At 63.4% G+C, this 15629-nt stretch carries 13 protein-coding genes; 9 read left to right on the top strand and 4 right to left on the bottom strand.

The genetic code is table 11. From position 1 onward, the window contains the following. Positions 1 to 20 precede the first annotated feature (20 nt). Positions 21 to 713, top strand: coding sequence for a pyridoxamine 5'-phosphate oxidase family protein (locus AAFG07_RS28445; protein WP_342723102.1), 693 nt, complete (start codon positions 21 to 23; stop codon positions 711 to 713). Positions 714 to 834: 121 nt separating this feature from the next. Here AAFG07_RS28445 and AAFG07_RS28440 read toward each other — a convergent pair whose 3' ends face one another. Further along, positions 835 to 1260: a hypothetical protein gene (locus AAFG07_RS28440; RefSeq protein ID WP_342723101.1), complete on the bottom strand. Its 426-nt coding sequence runs from the start codon at positions 1258 to 1260 to the stop codon at positions 835 to 837. A gap of 282 nt (positions 1261 to 1542) precedes the next feature. Here AAFG07_RS28440 and AAFG07_RS28435 point away from each other — a divergent pair, with 282 nt between their 5' ends. After that, positions 1543 to 2715 carry a M20 aminoacylase family protein gene (locus tag AAFG07_RS28435; protein ID WP_342723100.1) on the top strand — a complete coding sequence of 391 codons (1173 nt, stop codon included), beginning with the start codon at positions 1543 to 1545 and terminating at the stop codon, positions 2713 to 2715. Between the two features lie 262 nt (positions 2716 to 2977). Here AAFG07_RS28435 and dapD read toward each other — a convergent pair whose 3' ends face one another. After that, positions 2978 to 3949 (bottom strand): 2,3,4,5-tetrahydropyridine-2,6-dicarboxylate N-succinyltransferase, encoded by a 972-nt coding sequence (dapD, locus tag AAFG07_RS28430; protein WP_342723099.1) that lies wholly within the window; start codon positions 3947 to 3949, stop codon positions 2978 to 2980. A gap of 213 nt (positions 3950 to 4162) precedes the next feature. After that, positions 4163 to 5344 (bottom strand): cytochrome P450, encoded by a 1182-nt coding sequence (locus AAFG07_RS28425; protein WP_342723098.1) that lies wholly within the window; start codon positions 5342 to 5344, stop codon positions 4163 to 4165. 138 nt (positions 5345 to 5482) lie between these two features. Between AAFG07_RS28425 and AAFG07_RS28420 the strand changes: the two genes are divergently transcribed. After that, positions 5483 to 6391, top strand: coding sequence for a LysR family transcriptional regulator (locus AAFG07_RS28420; RefSeq protein ID WP_342723097.1), 909 nt, complete (start codon positions 5483 to 5485; stop codon positions 6389 to 6391). 87 nt (positions 6392 to 6478) lie between these two features. Here the strand turns inward: AAFG07_RS28420 and AAFG07_RS28415 are convergent, their stop codons facing one another. Continuing rightward, on the bottom strand, positions 6479 to 8101 hold the full coding sequence (locus AAFG07_RS28415; RefSeq protein WP_342723096.1) for an inorganic phosphate transporter: 1623 nt from the start codon (positions 8099 to 8101) through the stop codon (positions 6479 to 6481). 354 nt (positions 8102 to 8455) lie between these two features. Between AAFG07_RS28415 and AAFG07_RS28410 the strand changes: the two genes are divergently transcribed. The 6 genes from AAFG07_RS28410 to AAFG07_RS28385 are packed head-to-tail and all read left to right on the top strand — an operon-like array spanning position 8456 to position 15577. Continuing rightward, complete coding sequence (locus tag AAFG07_RS28410; RefSeq protein ID WP_342723095.1) at positions 8456 to 8833, top strand: hypothetical protein; 378 nt, start codon at positions 8456 to 8458, stop codon at positions 8831 to 8833. A 56-nt stretch (positions 8834 to 8889) separates the two neighbouring features. Beyond that, on the top strand, positions 8890 to 10161 hold the full coding sequence (gene ihpA / locus AAFG07_RS28405) for a divalent metal ion exporter subunit IhpA (RefSeq protein ID WP_342723094.1): 1272 nt from the start codon (positions 8890 to 8892) through the stop codon (positions 10159 to 10161). Next, on the top strand, positions 10158 to 11108 hold the full coding sequence (gene ihpB / locus AAFG07_RS28400; RefSeq protein ID WP_342723093.1) for a divalent metal ion exporter adaptor subunit IhpB: 951 nt from the start codon (positions 10158 to 10160) through the stop codon (positions 11106 to 11108). The genes ihpA and ihpB overlap by 4 nt, the downstream gene beginning before the upstream one ends. Next, on the top strand, positions 11101 to 14310 hold the full coding sequence (locus AAFG07_RS28395) for a CusA/CzcA family heavy metal efflux RND transporter (protein ID WP_342723092.1): 3210 nt from the start codon (positions 11101 to 11103) through the stop codon (positions 14308 to 14310). Before ihpB ends, AAFG07_RS28395 begins: the two co-directional genes overlap by 8 nt. Continuing rightward, positions 14307 to 14678 carry a hypothetical protein gene (locus tag AAFG07_RS28390; protein ID WP_342723091.1) on the top strand — a complete coding sequence of 124 codons (372 nt, stop codon included), beginning with the start codon at positions 14307 to 14309 and terminating at the stop codon, positions 14676 to 14678. Before AAFG07_RS28395 ends, AAFG07_RS28390 begins: the two co-directional genes overlap by 4 nt. Before the next feature lie 29 nt (positions 14679 to 14707). Next, positions 14708 to 15577 carry a cation diffusion facilitator family transporter gene (locus AAFG07_RS28385; RefSeq protein ID WP_342723090.1) on the top strand — a complete coding sequence of 290 codons (870 nt, stop codon included), beginning with the start codon at positions 14708 to 14710 and terminating at the stop codon, positions 15575 to 15577. Positions 15578 to 15629 lie beyond the last annotated feature (52 nt).

Below are 15629 nucleotides of genomic sequence, written 5' to 3'. Positions count from 1 at the left end.
CCCAGGAGATTCTGCTGCCGTTGCGCCGCATATTCTCGCCGTGCCAAAACTTGCAGACCGGTTGCTCAACTTGCTGGAGGAGTCCTGTGGCAGATCCCGTTCGCGCCCCTTTCTACCACGACGGAATGCGTGAGTTGCAGGACCGCTTCGACGGTCGTCGCGTCGCCGACGGCCTCGAGAAGCATCGTCTCCACTTCGAATTCTGGGAACAGGAGCGCAAGCTCATCGAGGAGACGCGATTCTTTTTCATCGCGACGAGCTATCAGGACAATGTCGATTGTTCGATGCGTTGCGGCGATCCCGGCTTCGTGAGGATCACCGGGCCCGACACGCTTGAATACCCTGAGTATGACGGCAACAACATGTACCGTACACTCGGCAATATTCACCGCAACCCGAACGTCGGGTTGCTGTTTGTGCGCCTCGACGGCAAGACGTTTCGCGCGCGCATCCGAGGCAAGGCAACGATCCACGACGGCGCGGAAACGCTTGCCCGGCATCATGGTGCGAAGCTTGTCGTCAGCGTCAAATGCGAAATCTTCCCGAATTGCCCGCGCTACATTCCGGACATGATGAGCGCGTCAGCGGATTCGCCGGCGAATCCGTTCGTTCCTCGGCCCGGCTACGAGCCGCCCGCACCGGAGTGGAAGAGCCGGGATTACCTCAAGGACGTACTTTCGAAATACGATCCGCATCGGAAACGCGACGCATAGCGAGCAGGCTCCGCGTGGCGAGAACGGATCTTGCTCTGCGCCTCGTTTCGAGGGCAAAGCGGACGCGGCGTATGATCGTCCGCGCCGTAAGCGGATATGGGAGAGGCGGAGCAAAATTCGATCAAGGCAGCGGCGCCATATAGGGAATGCTGCCGACCAGTACGAACACCTGAACCGCGTTGCACAGCATGCCGCCCCAATGCAGCCGGCGGAGCCGCCGCACCGCGGTCGGATCACCTGAGTCTCGCGCGTCCGCCTCGGCATCGAGCCGCCGCAGGAACCATCGGCGCGCCAGCATCGCGAATGCCGCGATCAAGGCGATGCCAAGCGCGACGGCCGGCCGGCCCGCGGCGGCAAAGGCGAGCGTCCCGATCGCACCCGAGACCGTCAGCACCAGGAAGTAGGCATTGAACATGCCGCGCAGCAGGCGGGTGACGGGCGGAACGTCGAGCTTCACGAGCAGGAACGCGGGAGCCGCGAGCAGGAAGTAGCCCATCGGCACCAGCAGGATGATGGTGGAGAACAAGACCGCTTGATCCGGCGTCATGCAGCCGCGCCCTTCTTTGAAGGCTGGAGGATTTCGGTGCGGAAACCTCAAGTAGTATCCGCATGGGATATCCCCGGCACTATTAGGCTTTGGTCGGATGCGATCCTGTCGGGCTGGATATTGGCGAACAGACGCAAGGTTGCCCGGCCCCACGTCCTGGGCACATTCGGCATCCCATTTGCGAATGCAGGGCCCAAGCCAGAGGCATGCCACATCTGTTGGGTGGACCGCCTCTTGCATGCTAGACAGGACTTACGTCCAACCTCTGAGGCCAGGATTCTCATGCCCATCGTCAACCGCGTCGCCGATCTGCAACCCGATATCCAGGCCTGGCGCCGCAACATCCACGAAAACCCCGAACTGCTGTATGACGTGCACCGCACAGCATCATTCGTGGCCGACCGTCTCAGGGAATTCGGCTGCGACGAGGTCGTGACCGGGCTCGGCAAGACCGGCGTGGTCGGGGTCATCAAGGGCAAGAAGGGGGCGGCCAAGGGCGACGTCAAGGTGATCGGCCTGCGCGCCGACATGGACGCGCTGCCGATCCACGAGGAAACCAACCTGCCTTACGCCTCGAAGACGCCGGGCAAGATGCACGCCTGCGGCCACGACGGCCACACCGCGATGCTGCTCGGCGCGGCACGCTATCTCGCCGAGACGCGCAATTTCGCCGGCGATGCGGTCGTGATCTTCCAGCCGGCCGAGGAGGGCGGGGCCGGCGCGGCCGCCATGATCAAGGACGGCCTGATGGACCGCTTCGGCGTCCAGCAGGTTTACGGCATGCACAACGGTCCGGGGATTCCGATCGGCTCGTTCGCGATCCGCTCCGGCCCAATCATGGCGTCGACCGACGAGGTCAATATCAATATCGAAGGGCTCGGCGGCCACGCCGCGCGGCCGCACAAGTGCATCGATTCGGTGATGGTCGGCGCGCAGCTGATCACCGCGCTGCAGTCGATCGTGTCGCGCAGCGTCGATCCGCTCGATTCCGCCGTGATCTCGATCTGCGAATTCCACGCCGGCAATGCCCGCAACGTGATTCCGCAGACCGCGGTCTTGCGCGGCACCGTCCGCACCCTGACCCCGGAAGTCCGGCAATTGATCGAGAAGCGCATCGGTGAAGTGGTCAAGGGCGTGGCGCAACTGACCGGCGCGCGGATCGATCTCGATTACAAGCGCGGCTATCCCGTCACCGTCAACCACGCATCGCAGACCGAATTCGCGACCCGCATCGCCAAGGAGGTGGCCGGCGACGGCAACGTGCATCCGATGCCGCCGCTGATGGGCGGCGAGGATTTTTCGTACATGCTGGAAGCGCGGCCCGGCGCCTTCATCTTCTGCGGCAACGGCGACAGCGCCGGCCTGCATCACCCCGCCTATAATTTCAACGACGAGGCGATCGTGTTCGGTACGTCGTACTTCGTGAAGATCGTGGAGGACGCGCTGGCGGCGTGATCTTTGCTGTTGGTCGCTGCGCTACCTTTCAATCGTCATTGTCTGCGACAAACGCGAAGCGTTTGCGCAAGGGAGCGCAGCGACGAAGCAATCCATGGCTCAGCGAGCGAAGAGATGGATTGCTTCGCGGAGCCTGTCATCGGGCGCGCGTTCGCGCGACCCGTTGGCTGGCAATTGCAGCAGCAGCAAATGACGCGAGGCGTCAGAACGCGACGTCGCTGACGCACCACATGTCGCCGACGACTTCTTTCGAGTGCGCTGCCTAGCCGTGAAGTTGCGAGTTGAGGCCGTCCCAATTTGCGGTGCGTCTGGTTGCCTCGAGAGCGCCGCTCTGGGAATTGCGACGAAACAGAAGGCCCTTCTGGCCTGAGAGTTCTTTGGCTTTCAGCACTCGGCCATCTTCCAAAAGGATGCGCGCGCCTGCCGTGACATAACAGCCCGCCTCGACGATACAATCGTCACCCAATGAAATGCCGATACCGGCGTTGGCTCCGATCAGGCAGCGTTCACCAACTGTAATCCGCTCTTTCCCGCCCCCGGACAGAGTGCCCATGATCGACGCTCCGCCACCAACGTCGCTGCCGCTTCCCACAACCACACCGGCGCTGATCCGGCCTTCGACCATGCAGGGACCGAGCGTACCTGCATTAAAATTGCAAAAGCCTTCATGCATGACGGTCGTGCCCGGAGCCAGGTAGGCTCCGAGCCTTACGCGATCCGCATCTGCAATTCTCACGTCCGCAGGCGTCACATAGTCGGTCATGCGCGGAAACTTATCGATGCCTGTCACCTCAAACGCGAGGGCACGCTTTCGTGCTGTCAGTCGTGCGTCCGGTACACGAGAGCATTCACAGGGACCGAGGGTCGTCCAGGCAACGTTGGGTAACAGACTGAAAATTCCATCTAGGTTCAGGCAATTCGGCTGAACGACCCGGTGGCTCAGGAGATGGAGTCGAAGATATGCGTCGTGCACATCAGTCGGCGCAGATGCAAGGGAGCCAATTTCCGTACGGATTGGAACGATGTCGACATTGCGGACGTCGTCGTGTCGCGCATATCCGTCTGCCGACTCACCCAGCGATCTGTTGATCTCGTCCTTCGTCAGCCGTACCGTTGCCGCCTTGTCGGCCTCCGCGACCAGGCGCAGCTGAAGAAACCAGGAATCCAACACGCGACCGTCAGCGGCAAACGTCGCAAATCCCTCGCCGCTCGCGCCCCTCAGCTCTATCGCCATTTGAATTGCTCACACTACGACCCTACACATAGTGCATACGCGAGTTCTCCTGGAATTGGCAACTTCTGCACGCTCAAACACGTCCGCTTTGGGCCAGTTTCGGCGGATTGAACGGGGGAGCCGACAGGTGATGTCCGCTTGTGGCCGTAGGCCGGGGCCGGCCGAGGGCGTCGCGTCTGGCTGCGGCTTGATGAGTCCGCGTCCCGGACGACCTCACGCATCCCACCGCACCGGCAGCATCACCGGTCCGCGGAACACCCAGCCGCGGACGACAGGCGGTGCCTCCGCGCGGAGGCGCAAGTTGCGCAAGCGGGCGAACAGCATCGGCACCACGATCTTGCCGACCGTGAGCCGCGACACCCAAGTGCCGGCGCAGAAATGCGGTCCGGCGCCGAACGCCAGATGCGATTGCTTCGGTCGCATCACATCAAAACGATCGGGTGCAGCGAAGCGGTTGCCGTCGCGGTTCGCCGCGCCGACGCAGAGCCCGATCTGAAGGCCCTCAGGCAACGTGGTGCCGGAAAGATCGACATCGCGCGTGACGCGGCGCGGATACATGCCGATCGGCGAGATCCAGCGCACCGCTTCCTCGAGCGCAGCGGGCCATAGTTCCGGCGTTGCCAGCACGCTGTCTTTCTGCGCCGGGTTTTGTAGGAGACCGAGCACGAGGGTCAGGATCGCGTCGCGCGGCTCGTTCAGTCCGCCGCCGATGATCACCTTGATGTTGGCGCGGATGCCCTCGATCGGCATCGGCGGATCGGCGTTGACCATCGAGGACAGGATCGAGGGGTTGGGGTTGCTGCGGTGATCATCGAGCACCGCGTCGATCGCGGCGTCGACATCGGCGCTGGCCTGCATCGCCTTGCGCTCGATCCCGGCATCGGCCGCGTAATTGCCCGCGCCGTCGATCAGCGCCTGCGACCAGTCGGCCAGGGTCTGCCACGGCATCGCGCGAAAGCCGATCATCGCCATCAGGCTGCGCGAGGCCATCGGCGCGGCCAGCGCCGAGAACAGATCGACCTGATCGGCCGCGGACAGGTCATCGATCAGCTCTTGCGCGATCGCGGTGAATTTCGGCGCCCAATACTCCTTGATCGTGGCGGGGCGGAACGAGGGCTCGATCGCCTTGCGGCCGATCGCGTGCTCGGCGCCGTCCTTGCGCATGAAGGTCGGCCCCATCACCTTGTTGACCAGCGAGGTCGGATTGTCGGCCGAGTAGGTCGCGGGATCGCGCTCGATCCGCACGATGTCGTCGAAGCGCGTCACCAGCGTCAGCTTCGCCGGCTCGACGAACACCGCCGGCGCCAGCTCGCGCAGGCGGCGGAAGATCGGATAGGGGTCGTCGAGCAGATCCTGATACGCGATGTCGGTGACGATGGGCACGGTGCTGGTCATTGGTCCTCCCGGAGCGCTTTTTTGCGAAGGCTAGCGCCTCGGGCCGTAATCACTCAATTCGATGGGATTGATATCAGCCATCGAAATATTCCATGACCTCGTGGTAGGCTGGGCCGCCAGCAAGGCGGGAGGTGCAGCGTGGCGGCCAATTCCTCGATCGATCCGATCGACATCGGGACCTTGCGGACGCTTGTGCTGGTCTACGACCTGCAGTCGTTCTCGGCGACGGCCAAGCGGCTCGACGTCAACCAGTCTACCATCAGCTACGCGGTCGAGCGGCTGCGCGGCGCGCTCGGTGATCCCTTGTTCGTCCGCAACGGCAACGGCGTGACCGCCACCGAACGCTGCGCGGCGCTGGTCAGCTGGGCGCGGGACATGATCGGCGAGATCGACGGGCTTGCCTCACCGGCCGAATTCGATCCGGCGACGGCGCAGGGCAGCGTGACGATCTCCTGCAACTATCACGAACGCCAGACCCTGATGCCGCAGTTCAGTGCATGGCTGCGTGCCGGCGCACCACGGGTCCGTCTCGTCCTGCTCGATGCCGCGGGCCATGGCGACATCCATCTCAAGCAGAACCAGTGCGACATCGTGCTCGGTCCGGTCGGGGTGGTCGGCGAAAGCTTCTTTCGGCGCCACATCCTCACCGATCACTATGTCTGCGTGATGGATCCGGCCAATCCGCTGGCGCGCGGCCGGATCGCACTGTCGGCCTATGCCAAGGCCGAGCATGTCTTCATCACCCATAGCGGCGAGTGGCAGCCGCTTTATCTCGAGGCGCTGAAGGCGAGGGAGATCGAGATTGAGCCCGCGGTCAGCCTTCCGAACCACGACAGCCTGGAGCGCATCGTCGCCGGCACAAGGCTGGTTGCGACCATCCCGCATCACCTGGCGCGGGCGATGCGCGGCGGCCTGCATGTCGCGTCGCTGCCGTTCCGCGTGCCGATCTCGATCGACATGTACTGGAGCGCCCGGACAACCAAATCAGGCCTGCACAAATGGGTTCGCGGCCTGCTGGCGGAGGTCGCGAAAGTGTACGCCGCCTGAGCGCGCCGCGACCGTCAAAAGCAAAAGGCCCGCACCAATGGTGCGGGCCTTCGTCCGGCGCGTTGCCGCGCCGAAAGCCTGTCGGCATCAGAACACGTGGTAGAACACGTAGTACAGACAGCCCGAGAGGATCATCGCGGCCGGCAGGGTCAGCACCCAGGCCATCGCGATGTTGCGGATCGTCGCCCATTGCAGACCGGAGCCGTTGGCGGCCATGGTGCCCGCGATGCCCGACGACAGCACGTGCGTGGTCGAGACCGGCAGGCCGTAGCCGTCAGCCGCCGCGATCGTCGCGGCCGCCGTGATCTCGGCGCAGGCGCCCTGCGCGTAGGTCAGGTGGGTCTTGCCGATCTTCTCGCCGACGGTGACGACGATACGCTTCCAGCCGACCATGGTGCCGAGGCCGAGCGCGATCGCGACGGCGAACTTCACCCAGCTCGGGATGAACTTGGTCGCGGCATCGAGCGAGCCCTTGTACTGGTTCAGCGTGGCGACGTCGGCGGCGGTCAGCTCGGCTTCCTTGTCCTTCATCAGGAAGCGGATCGCCTCGGACGCCAGGTACATGTCGTTACGGGTGTTGCCGACCGCGTCAGCCGGGAACTTGGCCAGCGAGCCATACTGGGCGACCTGCTGTCCGATGTCGCGCACCAGCACCGCCAGCGACGGATAGGTGCCTTCGTTGATCTGGTGCTGCGCGACGTAGTTGGTCACGGCCGGGCGCGGATTGCCGATCACGTTGTAACCGGCGGCCTTGCCTTCAATGACCTTGCTGGCCGAGGTGGAGTGCGCGGCAAACTGCTCGATCTGGCTCGCGGGCAGCGCGCGGTTCAGCGCGTATGCGGTCGGCACGGTGCCGATCAGGATCAGCATGATCAGGCCCATGCCCTTCTGGCCGTCGTTCGAGCCGTGGAAGAAGCTGACCAGTGTGCAGGTCAGGATCAGGATGCCGCGGATCCACCACGGCGGCGGCTGGTCGCCGACCGGCTCGCCGAACAGCGCGGGCGTCGCACGCGCCAGCACGATCTTGAGGATGTAGAGCAGGCCGGCGGCGAGCGCGAAGCCGAACAGCGGCGACAGCAGCAGCGCCTTGGCGATGTTGGTCGCCTGCGACCAGTCAACACCGGAGGTGCCGTCGCGGCCGCGCAGCAGCGCGTTGGTGATGCCGACGCCCATGATCGAACCGATCAGGGTGTGCGAGCTCGAGGCCGGCAGGCCGAGCCACCAGGTGCCGAGATTCCAGATGATGGCGGCGATCAGCAGCGCGAACACCATTGCAAAGCCGGCGCTGGAGCCGACCTGCAGGATCAGTTCGACCGGAAGCAGCGACACGATGCCGAACGCGACGGCGCCGCTCGAGAGCAGCACGCCGAACAGGTTGAACATGCCCGACCAGACCACGGCGATATGCGCCGGCAGCGAGCGGGTGTAGATCACGGTGGCGACCGCGTTGGCGGTGTCGTGGAAGCCGTTGACGAATTCGAAGCCGAGCGCGATCAGCAGCGCGACGAACAGCATGATGTAGGGCAGGAACGACGTGACGCGCGTGCCGGTGGCGTCGACGTCGGCATAGATGCTGTAGGCAACGAACAGCAGCGCGGCTGCGACCACGCCCAAATAAATGATCCCCGTCATAGGGTGGAAGCCCTTGTCGAGGTCCGGACCCTTTTTCAGGGCGGGCTCGATCGAGCCGGGTAACGCCATATCGCTCATGGTAAACTCCTGTCCCAATGCCTCTGATTTTGATCGATGCATATGACAAGCAATTGAAATCAGGGCCGTGAGACGGGCTGGTTTGACCGTGGCGGTGGAAAGAGGGCCGAATTTTTTGTGCAATGCATTGACGGTGCACGGGCCTTCGCGGCCTCGTGGCAATCTTCAGCAACAGTGAGGTGGATCACGCGCGAGACTGTCGGTCTGGATTTCGCGTCGCAAGACAATGAGGGGATCGGGACATTGGCCGCGCGACCGGGTCGGCGCATGCGGTGCTCATTCGTGTGAACCGCGTCCTGAAAGGCCGGATTTGTGGTAGTGTTCGACCGCCGTCCTTGCTATCCGATGTCCTCGATGAAACCGAAAGTCGGCCAAAAACGGCGTCCCTTTGCACCTGCGCTGCGCGGGCTGCTGACCGTTTGTCTTGCATTTGCGTATATCGTCGTTGGTGTTGCTGGAGAAATTGCCTGTGCGGGGGAGACGCTTGCGTCGGCTGAGCAGGTCGAACAACTCGAATTTGCAGCCGTGGCCGGTCAATCCGACCAGGATACGAAGAAGCCTCCTGTCACGGTCGTAGATCATTGCTACACGTGTGTTCCCTTGCTCGTTCCGCCGCCCGTCCTGGTCGGGGAGCGGGCGGCAAAGTCGATCCCACCGACATACGCCACGCCGAACTTCCTTCTTGAGGATCATCCGGGGCTCGATACGCCGCCGCCCAAGTACCCTGCCTGAGCGCCTGTTCGGAGCGCGCGAGCGCTCGATTGTTCTGCTTGGTCAGGTAACTGCTCATGTTTCGGAAGAAGGCCACGCTTCTTGCGTGGGCGATGGTATTTCTGTTCAGCCCGTGGCTGGCGAGCGCTTCACATTCGCAAACCCTGACGATGAGGGACGCGCTCGCGCGTGCACTCGCGGCTAGCCCGCGTCTCACGGCGGCCGAGCGGGACGTGGGGATTGCCGCCGGTCAACGCATCCAGGCAGGCGCGCTGCTCAATCCTGAGGTGTCCTACGAACAGGACAATTCCTTCGGCACGGGCAAGTTTCGGGGGACCAAATCCGCCGAAACCACCTTGCAGATCAGCCAGGCATTCGAATGGTTCGGGAAGCGAGAGGCTCGCATTGCGGCCGGCGCGGCCGGTGTCCAGTCGGCGGCGATCCAGCGTCAGGCGGTCCGGCTGGAAGTTCTCTCTGAGACTGCCATCGCATTCCTGAACGTGCTGGGCGGGCAGCGCCGAATTCAGATTCTGGATGAACAGGTCGCAGCCATCGACAAGTTGACCCCGCTGCTACAGCGGCGCGTCGAGGCAGGCGCATCCTCGCCGGCGGAGACCGGCCGGGCCGAAGTGGCCTCCGCCCTGGTCAAGGCGGATCGCGAACGCGTCCGATCGACCCTCGCCAGTGCGCGGCGCGAACTGGCAGTTCTCATGGGCGATACGGCGCCGAAATTCGCCGCCGTCTCCGGGCGGCTCGACGCCACCGGACAGCCGCAGGCCTTCAAGGCGATCGTGGCGGCGATCGACGCGAATCCGCAGCTGGTGCGCTGGACCGCGGTCTATGCGCAGCGGAACGCGCAACTTCTGCTGGCACGGCTGAAGCCCTATCCGGACGTCACGATTGCTGCCGGGTGGCGGCATTTCAACGAGACCAACGACGATGCCGTCCGACTGACGTTCTCGGTGCCGATCCCGGTGTTCGACCAGAACCAAGGCAATATCCTGTCCGCCCAGGAGAGCCTGGCGAAGACCAGGGCAGAGCGCGAAGCAGCCCGGAACACGCTGATCGTGATTGCAGGCCGGGCCTACGATTCGGTGCAGGGCTCACTGAGGGAGCTTACTGTCCTTCGCGAAGTCGCGATCCCGAAAGCGGAGCAAGCGAGCCAAGCCATTTCTGACGGTTATAGCCAAGGCCGCTTCTCGCTCCTCGAAGTGCTGGACGCTCAGGCAAGCCTCGCTCAGGCGCGGCTGCGTGAGCAGGAGGCCTTGCAGAACTTCCACATTGCCGTCGCGACCATTGAAGGGCTCGTCGGCAATCCATTTTCGCTCGCGCGTGAGAGCTCAAGATGATGCGGCGTCTGATCCGATATTTGGTGCTCGTTCTGGTTGCCGTATCGCTGGTTTATGCCGGCTATCGGATGCTGACACCGGCAACGACCAAGACGGTTTCAACCGAGAAGGTTGAAGAGGAAGAACATTCGAACAGCGTCGAGATGGCTGACGCGAAGATCGCCGCGGCGGGGATAGAGCTCGCAAAGGCATCGCCAGTCGTGTTGCACGATAGTCTGCTGCTGAACGGGATGGTCCAGCCGAACCAGGAATCCCTGGTTCAAGTCACCCCTCGCTTCCCGGGAATTGTGCGGGACGTGCGTAAGCGGATCGGCGACCATGTCGACAAGGGCGACGTCCTTGCTATCGTCGAGAGCAACCAGAGCCTTACTCCCTATGAATTGAAGGCCGCTCTTGGCGGGACAGTGATCGACCGTCAGACGACTCTGGGCGAATACGTCTCCGAACAGAAGCCAGCGTTCGTCATCGCGGATCTGTCGACCGTTTGGGTGGATTTCTCCGTCTATCGCCGTGACCTCGGCCGAGTCCACGTCGGCGACCGGATCCTCATCGATCCGGCGGACGGAAAGCCGCCGCCGATCGAGGCGAAGATTTCCTATCTCTCGCCCGTCGGCAGCAGCGATACCCAGAGCGCGGCAGCAAGAGCAGTCGTGCCGAACACCGAACAACGGCTGCGCCCGGGGCTCTTCATCACCGGGCGGCTTACGCTTTCGGCAAGGCAGGTGCCGGTCGCGGTTAAATCTTCGGCGCTGCAGACCGTCGAAAACCGCACTGTCGTATTCGTCCGGGACGGCAAGAAATTCGAGGCTCGCGACGTCGAAATCGGCGATCGCGACCCGGAGTTCGTGGAGATTACGTTCGGTGTTCTGGAAGGCGACGTGTACGCGGCAAAGAACAGCTTCATCGTGAAGGCCGAAATGGCGAAGGGAGGAGCGGACAATGATTGACGGCATTCTCTCCTTCGCCATCCGTCAGCGGTGGCTGGTGATGATCGGCGTGCTTGCGATGGCCGGCTTCGGCGTCTGGAATTTCACTCGCCTACCGATCGATGCCGTCCCCGACATCACGAACGTGCAGGTCCAGATCAACAGCCGCGCGCCCGGCTACTCGCCCCTCGAAGTTGAGCAGCGCATCACATTCCCGGTCGAAACCGCGATGGGCGGCTTGCCGCGCCTTGAAAGCACCCGGTCACAATCCCGCTACGGGCTCAGCCAGGTCACGGTCATCTTCAAGGACGGGACCGACATCTATTTCGCCAGGCAGTTGGTCAACGAGCGAATCCAACAGGTCAGGGATCAATTGCCCTCCGGCATCGATACCGCGATGGGGCCGGTGTCCACCGGTCTGGGTGAGATTTACATGTTCACGGTCGAAGCCAGGCCCGAGGCCCGCAAGGCGAACGGCGAGCCCTACACGGCCACCGACCTGCGAACCATCCAAGACTGGATCGTCAGGCCGCAATTGCGGACGGTGGCCGGCGTCAACGAGGTCAACACGGTCGGCGGATTCGAGAGGCAGTTCCACGTGCTGCCCGATCCGGCGCAACTGATGGCCTACAAGATCAGCTTCCGCGACGTGATGGCGGCCCTGGCCGCGAACAACGCAAACGTCGGGGCCGGCTATATCGAGCGCAACGGCGAACAGTATCTCGTCCGGACCCCCGGCCAGGTCGGAACCAGCGACGAAATCAAGGAGATCGTGATCGGCTCGCGGAACGGCGTTCCGGTCCGGATATCCGACGTCGCCGACGTCAGGGAAGGCAAGGACCTGCGCACGGGCGCGGCGACGTTGAATGGGAAAGAAGTCGTGTTGGGCACCGCGATGCTCCTGATCGGCGAGAACAGCCGTACCGTGGCGCAGCGGGTCGCGGCCAAGATCAAGGAGATCGGGAGGACGCTGCCGGATGGTGTGATCGCCCACGCCGTCTATGACCGGGCCCGCCTGGTCGAGGCGACAATCGAGACGGTTCAGGGCAATCTGGCCGAAGGCGCTCTGCTGGTCGTCGTTGTGTTGTTCCTGACGCTTGGAAACTTCCGGGCAGCCATCGCGACCGCGTGCGTCATACCGCTGTCCATGCTGTTCGCCATCACCGGGATGGTGGAGAACCGCGTCAGCGCGAACCTGATGAGTCTGGGCGCGATCGATTTCGGCATCATCATCGATGGCGCGGTCATTATCGTCGAGAATTGCCTGCGGTTGCTGGCGGCAGAGCAACACCGGCTCGGTCGCCCGCTCGATCGTCGCGAGCGTTTCGAAACCATCCTCGCCGGATCGCGAGAGGTGGTCCGCCCCAGCCTGTTCGGAACGTTCATTATCGCCATCGTCTATCTGCCGATCCTGACGCTCACCGGCGTCGAGGGAAAAATGTTTACGCCGATGGCGCTGACCGTGCTGATGGCGCTCGCGGGTGCCAGCATCCTGTCAGTCACCTTCGTACCTGCCGCGGTCGCCCTGCTCGTCAGCGGCAAGATGTCCGAACATGAGAATCTCCTGATGAGGGGCGCGCGGCGCGTTTACGCGCCGCTGCTCGCGGCCTCGATCCGGAACAGATCCGGCGTCGCCGTCATCGCCGCGCTCCTGGTCGTGGTCTGCGGGATAGCCGCATCGCGCATGGGCACCGAATTCATCCCCAGTCTCGACGAAGGCGACGTTTCCTTCGAGGCGATCCGCATCCCGGGAACCAGCCTGACACAATCGGTGGAGATGCAGGCCATGGTCGAGCGGAGGCTCGCGACCCTTCCGGAAGTGAAAGAGGTCTTCGCGCGCACGGGGACGGCGGAGGTCGCAACAGACCCGATGCCACCGTCCGGCTCCGACGGCTACGTGATGCTGAAGCCCCGGAAGGAGTGGCCCGATCCCGGCAAGCCGAAGGCCGCAGTCGTATCCGACATCCAGGCGGCGGCCGAAGACGTCCCCGGAAACGCTTATGGATTCTCGCAGCCGATCCAGCAGCGCATGAACGAGACGGTGTCCGGCATCCGGAGCGATGTGGGTGTCAAGATCTTCGGCGACGATCTGAGCGAACTCGTCCAGGCCGCCGCGAAGGTCCAGGCCATCATGCAGAAGGTCCGGGGCGCCGAGGACGTCAAGACAGAGCAGGCTACGGGGCTGCCGGTGCTTACCGTCAAGCTGAATCGTCAGGCGCTGTCGCGTTACGGGATCAACGTCAGAGACGTCCAAAATCTGGTGGAGATCGCTGTCGGCGGCAAAAGCGCGGGTCGCGTGTTTGAGGGGGACCGGCGCTTCGACATCGTCGTACGGCTACCGGAAGAGCTTCGCTCCGACATCGAGGCGATCAAGTCGCTGCCCGTTCCGTTGCCGCCGACCGACGGCCAGACCAAGGCGACGCCGGCCCTGTGGGGCAACTCGCCGCTCGCTCAGATGCGCTACGTGCCACTTTCGGAAGTTGCCCAGATCGATCTGGCGCCGGGGCCAAATCTGATCAGCCGCGAGGACGGCAAACGACGCATCGTCGTCACTGCGAACGTGCGGGGTCGAGACCTCGGCTCATTCATCGCCGATGCCCAAAACCAGATCGTGACAAAGGTTAAACTCCCGCCCGGTTACTGGGTCGGGTGGGGCGGCCAGTTCGAGCAGCTCGTCTCGGCGACGCAGCGCCTGACGGTGGTCGTGCCGTTCGCGCTGCTTCTGATCTTCCTCCTGCTCTTCATGAGCTTGGGATCGGTTCCCGACGCGTTACTTGTGTTCAGCGGGGTCCCGCTCGCCCTGACCGGCGGCGTCGCGGCGCTGCTGTTGCGCGGGATTCCGCTTTCGATCAGTGCCGGCATCGGCTTCATCGCGTTGTCCGGCGTGGCGGTGCTCAACGGTCTGGTCATCATCACCTTCATCGAACGGCTGCGCAGCGAAGGCAGGCCCCTGGTCGAGGCGGTCAGTGAAGGTGCGTTGACCAGGCTCCGGCCGGTCCTGATGACCGCGCTCGTTGCCTCGCTCGGTTTCGTTCCGATGGCAATCGCGACCGGCGCCGGCGCGGAGGTCCAGCGGCCGCTGGCGACCGTCGTCATCGGCGGGATCATATCGTCGACCATCCTCACCCTGTTAGTGCTGCCGGCGCTCTACGTCCTCTTCCGGCGGGAAGAGCCGTCCAGCGCGCAATCGAACTCATCCGCCCGGGAAGGAGCCATGTCATGAAATACGTACTGTTGGTGATCGCATCCATCTTGTTTGCCGCGCCGGTTTCCGCCGAGGACTACGAAAAAGGGCCGAACGGCGGCCTGATGCTCGACGTGGCCGGCATTGATGCCGAACTTCTGACGTCGGGTAACACGGTCACCATCAACGTCTTCGAGGCTTTCAAGGCGAAGCCGGTGTCGACCAAGGGGTATGTCGGCGCCGTATTGATAGCCGGCGGACAGAGCCGCGAAACAGTCACCCTTGCCTCCCAAGGCGAGAATTCGCTGAAGGGTGAGGCGAAGAATCCAATCCCTGCCGGTGCGACGATTACCCTCACGATCAAAACCGCCGAGGGGAAGTCGGGCCAGGTAAAATTCAAGAAGTAGGCTCAAGGACGCGATGCGAGGATATGCGAATGACGAAGACCGACATAGCCGAAGCCGTGCGCTACCGCGTCACGGGCATGGATTGCTCGGCCTGTGCTGCCAAGGTCGAAGCCGCGGCGCGGTCGGTCGCTGGCGTGCGGGATGCGAGGGTTTCGATCGCATCCCAGGAGATGACCCTTCGGACGGAAGACGGGACGGCACCGCTGCTCGAGGTCGAGCGCTCGATCACCGGGCTCGGCTACCGGCTCGCGCGCATCGATGCAGACGAGGACGACAAGGTACCGGACCTCTCGCATGTGTCGCCGGCCTACAAGCGTGCCCTTTGGATCGTGGTTCTGTTGAATGCCGGCTATGGCGTCATCGAGATCGTCGGCGGCTTCCTCGCCGGCTCGCAATCGGTGAAGGCCGATGCGCTCGATTTCATCGGCGATGGCGTGATCTCGTTTCTGGGACTGGTCGCGGTGGGCTGGGGGTTGGCGGCGCGCGCCAAGGCCGCTTTGCTACAGGGAATCTTCTTGGGCATTTTGGGAGCCGGAGTTCTCGTCGTGACGGCCTATCGCGTGGTGGTGCAGCATGAGCCGGAAGCTCAGCTGATGGGGATACTCGCCCTCGTTGGACTTGTCGTGAACGTGATGGCTGCGGTGGTGCTCCTTCCGCACCGGCACGGGGACGCTAACGTGCGTGCGGTGTGGCTGTTCAGCCGCAACGATGCCATCGGTAACGTCGCGGTCGTGATCGCCGCGCTGCTGGTTGCCTGGACGCAAACGCCGTGGCCCGACTTGGTCGTGGCGGTCGTCATTGCCGCTCTGTTTCTGCAGTCGTCCTTTGCCATCATACGGGACGCACGAAACGACCTGAGCAACGCCCCGTCGGCCAATCCTCAACGATCAAAAGCTTAGAGGATATTTACATGTCTCTACCCGGACGCCCACGACGCTAGTCACCAGCCAT

This window comes from Bradyrhizobium sp. B097 (assembly GCF_038957035.1).
Taxonomy (GTDB): domain Bacteria; phylum Pseudomonadota; class Alphaproteobacteria; order Rhizobiales; family Xanthobacteraceae; genus Bradyrhizobium.
Note: the sequence above shows the minus strand (reverse complement) of the source record. Positions and strands in the feature narration are given on the sequence as shown.

Excerpts from the sequence above, each read along its gene's own strand:
- AAFG07_RS28440 (WP_342723101.1), bottom strand. The coding sequence starts at position 1,260 with ATGACGCCGGATCAAGCGGTCTTGTTCTCCACCATCATCCTGCTGGTG.
- AAFG07_RS28435 (WP_342723100.1), top strand. The coding sequence starts at position 1,543 with ATGCCCATCGTCAACCGCGTCGCCGATCTGCAACCCGATATCCAGGCC.
- dapD (WP_342723099.1), bottom strand. The coding sequence starts at position 3,949 with ATGGCGATAGAGCTGAGGGGCGCGAGCGGCGAGGGATTTGCGACGTTT.
- AAFG07_RS28425 (WP_342723098.1), bottom strand. The coding sequence starts at position 5,344 with ATGACCAGCACCGTGCCCATCGTCACCGACATCGCGTATCAGGATCTG.
- AAFG07_RS28415 (WP_342723096.1), bottom strand. The coding sequence starts at position 8,101 with ATGAGCGATATGGCGTTACCCGGCTCGATCGAGCCCGCCCTGAAAAAG.
- AAFG07_RS28410 (WP_342723095.1), top strand. The coding sequence starts at position 8,456 with ATGAAACCGAAAGTCGGCCAAAAACGGCGTCCCTTTGCACCTGCGCTG.
- ihpA (WP_342723094.1), top strand. The coding sequence starts at position 8,890 with ATGTTTCGGAAGAAGGCCACGCTTCTTGCGTGGGCGATGGTATTTCTG.
- ihpB (WP_342723093.1), top strand. The coding sequence starts at position 10,158 with ATGATGCGGCGTCTGATCCGATATTTGGTGCTCGTTCTGGTTGCCGTA.
- AAFG07_RS28395 (WP_342723092.1), top strand. The coding sequence starts at position 11,101 with ATGATTGACGGCATTCTCTCCTTCGCCATCCGTCAGCGGTGGCTGGTG.
- AAFG07_RS28390 (WP_342723091.1), top strand. The coding sequence starts at position 14,307 with ATGAAATACGTACTGTTGGTGATCGCATCCATCTTGTTTGCCGCGCCG.
- AAFG07_RS28385 (WP_342723090.1), top strand. The coding sequence starts at position 14,708 with ATGACGAAGACCGACATAGCCGAAGCCGTGCGCTACCGCGTCACGGGC.